The organism is Staphylococcus sp. GDY8P54P, from assembly GCF_017892645.1.
GTDB classification, from domain to species: Bacteria; Bacillota; Bacilli; order Staphylococcales; family Staphylococcaceae; genus Staphylococcus; species Staphylococcus ureilyticus.
The window spans coordinates 1-4,169 of sequence record NZ_JAESLN010000054.1 but is presented as its reverse complement, the minus strand read 5'-3'; the positions used below and the strand labels follow the sequence as shown (position 1 = coordinate 4,169).

Here is a 4,169-nt window from a genome sequence, read left to right as displayed (position 1 = left end):
TTTACTTTGCAACAGAACCAAAATTATTTTATTAAAGAGTAGTTCAACAAACGGGCCATATTGTTGTATAAGTGATGAAATACTGAATTTAAAACTTAGTTTATATGTGGTAAAATGTTTTAATCAAGTTTAGGAGGAATTAATTATGAAGTGTAATGAATGTAACAGGGTTCAATTAAAAGAGGGAAGCGTATCATTAACCCTATAAACTACGTCTGCCCTCATTATTGGAGGGTGAAATGTGAATACATCCTATTCACAATCGAATTTACGACACAACCAAATTTTAATTTGGCTTTGCATTTTATCTTTTTTTAGCGTATTAAATGAAATGGTTTTGAACGTCTCATTACCTGATATTGCAAATGATTTTAATAAACCACCTGCGAGTACAAACTGGGTGAACACAGCCTTTATGTTAACCTTTTCCATTGGAACAGCTGTATATGGAAAGCTATCTGATCAATTAGGCATCAAAAGGTTACTCCTATTTGGAATTATAATAAATTGTTTCGGGTCGGTAATTGGGTTTGTTGGCCATTCTTTCTTTTCCTTACTTATTATGGCTCGTTTTATTCAAGGGGCTGGTGCAGCTGCATTTCCAGCACTCGTAATGGTTGTAGTTGCGCGCTATATTCCAAAGGAAAATAGGGGTAAAGCATTTGGTCTTATTGGATCGATAGTAGCCATGGGAGAAGGAGTCGGTCCAGCGATTGGTGGAATGATAGCCCATTATATTCATTGGTCCTATCTTCTACTCATTCCTATGATAACAATTATCACTGTTCCGTTTCTTATGAAATTATTAAAGAAAGAAGTAAGGATAAAAGGTCATTTTGATATCAAAGGAATTATACTAATGTCTGTAGGCATTGTATTTTTTATGTTGTTTACAACATCATATAGCATTTCTTTTCTTATCGTTAGCGTGCTGTCATTCCTGATATTTGTAAAACATATCAGGAAAGTAACAGATCCTTTTGTTGATCCCGGATTAGGGAAAAATATACCTTTTATGATTGGAGTTCTTTGTGGGGGAATTATATTTGGAACAGTAGCAGGGTTTGTCTCTATGGTTCCTTATATGATGAAAGATGTTCACCAGCTAAGTACTGCCGAAATCGGAAGTGTAATTATTTTCCCTGGAACAATGAGTGTCATTATTTTCGGCTACATTGGTGGGATACTTGTTGATAGAAGAGGTCCTTTATACGTGTTAAACATCGGAGTTACATTTCTTTCTGTTAGCTTTTTAACTGCTTCCTTTCTTTTAGAAACAACATCATGGTTCATGACAATTATAATCGTATTTGTTTTAGGTGGGCTTTCGTTCACCAAAACAGTTATATCAACAATTGTTTCAAGTAGCTTGAAACAGCAGGAAGCTGGTGCTGGAATGAGTTTGCTTAACTTTACCAGCTTTTTATCAGAGGGAACAGGTATTGCAATTGTAGGTGGTTTATTATCCATACCCTTACTTGATCAAAGGTTGTTACCTATGGAAGTTGATCAGTCAACTTATCTGTATAGTAATTTGTTATTACTTTTTTCAGGAATCATTGTCATTAGTTGGCTGGTTACCTTGAATGTATATAAACATTCTCAAAGGGATTTCTAAATCGTTAAGGGATCAACTTTGGGAGAGAGTTCAAAATTGATCCTTTTTTTATAACAGGAATTCAAATCTTTTTGTTCCATTAAAGGGCGCGATTGCTGAATAAAAGATACGAGAGACCTCTCTTGTATCTTTTTTATTTTGAGTGGTTTTGTCCGTTACACTAGAAAACCGAAAGACAATAAAAATTTTATTCTTGCTGAGTCTGGCTTTCGGTAAGCTAGACAAAACGGACAAAATAAAAATTGGCAAGGGTTTAAAGGTGGAGATTTTTTGAGTGATCTTCTCAAAAAATACTACCTGTCCCTTGCTGATTTTTAAACGAGCACGAGAGCAAAACCCCCCTTTGCTGAGGTGGCAGAGGGCAGGTTTTTTTGTTTCTTTTTTCTCGTAAAAAAAAGAAAGGTCTTAAAGGTTTTATGGTTTTGGTCGGCACTGCCGACAGCCTCGCAGAGCACACACTTTATGAATATAAAGTATAGTGTGTTATACTTTACTTGGAAGTGGTTGCCGGAAAGAGCGAAAATGCCTCACATTTGTGCCACCTAAAAAGGAGCGATTTACATATGAGTTATGCAGTTTGTAGAATGCAAAAAGTGAAATCAGCTGGACTAAAAGGCATGCAATTTCATAATCAAAGAGAGCGAAAAAGTAGAACGAATGATGATATTGACCATGAGCGAACACGTGAAAATTATGATTTGAAAAATGATAAAAATATTGATTACAACGAACGTGTCAAAGAAATTATTGAATCACAAAAAACAGGTACAAGAAAAACGAGGAAAGATGCTGTTCTTGTAAATGAGTTGCTAGTAACATCTGACCGAGATTTTTTTGAGCAACTGGATCCAGGAGAACAAAAACGATTTTTTGAGGAAAGTTATAAATTATTTTCCGAACGATATGGCAAGCAAAATATTGCTTATGCAACAGTTCATAATGATGAGCAAACCCCTCACATGCATTTAGGTGTTGTGCCTATGCGTGATGGAAAACTGCAAGGAAAAAATGTGTTTAATCGTCAAGAACTGTTATGGCTACAAGATAAATTCCCCGAGCATATGAAAAAACAGGGTTTTGAGTTGAAGCGTGGTGAACGTGGCTCTGACCGTAAACATATTGAGACAGCTAAATTTAAAAAACAAACTTTGGAAAAAGAGATTGATTTTCTAGAAAAAAATTTAGCAGTTAAAAAAGATGAATGGACTGCTTATAGCGATAAAGTTAAATCAGATTTAGAAGTACCAGCGAAACGACACATGAAAAGTGTTGAAGTGCCAACGGGTGAAAAGTCCATGTTTGGTTTGGGAAAAGAAATAATGAAAACAGAAAAGAAACCAACCAAAAATGTTGTTATATCGGAGCGTGATTATAAAAACTTAGTGACTGCTGCGAGAGATAACGATAGGTTAAAACAGCATGTTAGAAATCTCATGAGTACTGATATGGCGAGAGAATATAAAAAATTAAGTAAAGAACATGGGCAAGTTAAAGAAAAATATAGTGGTCTTGTAGAGCGATTTAATGAAAATGTAAATGATTATAATGAGTTGCTTGAAGAAAACAAGTCTTTAAAGTCTAAAATAAGCGATTTAAAGCGTGATGTGAGTTTAATCTATGAAAGCACTAAGGAATTCCTTAAGGAACGTACAGACGGCTTAAAAGCCTTTAAAAACGTTTTTAAGGGGTTTGTAGACAAGGTAAAGGATAAAACAGCACAATTCCAAGAAAAACACGATTTAGAACCTAAAAAGAACGAATTTGAACTAACTCATAACCGAGAGGTAAAAAAAGAACGAAGTCGAGATCAGGGAATGAGTTTATAAAATAAAAAAAGCACCTGAAAAGGTGTCTTTTTTTGATGGTTTTGAACTTGTTCTTTCTTATCTTGATACATATAGAAATAACGTCATTTTTATTTTAGTTGCTGAAAGGTGCGTTGAAGTGTTGGTATGTATGTGTTTTAAAGTATTGAAAACCCTTAAAATTGGTTGCACAGAAAAACCCCATCTGTTAAAGTTATAAGTGACCAAACAAATAACTAAATAGATGGGGGTTTCTTTTAATATTATGTGTCCTAATAGTAGCATTTATTCAGATGAAAAATCAAGGGTTTTAGTGGACAAGACAAAAAGTGGAAAAGTGAGACCATGGAGAGAAAAGAAAATCGCTAATGTTGATTACTTTGAACTTCTGCATATTCTTGAATTTAAAAAGGCTGAAAGAGTAAAAGATTGTGCTGAAATATTAGAGTATAAACAAAATCGTGAAACAGGCGAAAGAAAGTTGTATCGAGTGTGGTTTTGTAAATCCAGGCTTTGTCCAATGTGCAACTGGAGGAGAGCAATGAAACATGGCATTCAGTCACAAAAGGTTGTTGCTGAAGTTATTAAACAAAAGCCAACAGTTCGTTGGTTGTTTCTCACATTAACAGTTAAAAATGTTTATGATGGCGAAGAATTAAATAAGAGTTTGTCAGATATGGCTCAAGGATTTCGCCGAATGATGCAATATAAAAAAATTAATAAAAATGGTTCTGTTGCAAAGTAAA

The 4,169-nt window shown here is 34.4% G+C and carries 3 protein-coding genes and 1 pseudogene; all 4 read left to right on the top strand.

The window, feature by feature from the left end:
* The first annotated feature begins 145 nt into the window (after positions 1-145).
* The gene (locus KA883_RS13755; protein WP_012779615.1) at positions 146-208 is read left to right on the top strand and encodes a tetracycline resistance efflux system leader peptide; all 63 of its coding nucleotides are present in this window, start codon (positions 146-148) and stop codon (positions 206-208) included.
* A gap of 33 nt (positions 209-241) precedes the next feature.
* Positions 242-1,618 (top strand): tetracycline efflux MFS transporter Tet(L), encoded by a 1,377-nt coding sequence (gene tet(L), locus KA883_RS13415; RefSeq protein ID WP_001574277.1) that lies wholly within the window; start codon positions 242-244, stop codon positions 1,616-1,618.
* Between the two features lie 563 nt (positions 1,619-2,181).
* Positions 2,182-3,444 (top strand): MobV family relaxase, encoded by a 1,263-nt coding sequence (gene mobV / locus KA883_RS13410; protein ID WP_000119405.1) that lies wholly within the window; start codon positions 2,182-2,184, stop codon positions 3,442-3,444.
* A gap of 244 nt (positions 3,445-3,688) precedes the next feature.
* Positions 3,689-4,150 (top strand): annotated as a pseudogene (locus KA883_RS13405) (protein rep); the annotation flags it as partial.
* Positions 4,151-4,169: the final 19 nt, after the last annotated feature.

What these genes read in the sequence shown, in the direction of transcription:
- mobV (WP_000119405.1), top strand. Translation starts at nt 2,182, where the DNA reads ATGAGTTATGCAGTTTGTAGAATGCAAAAAGTGAAATCAGCTGGACTA.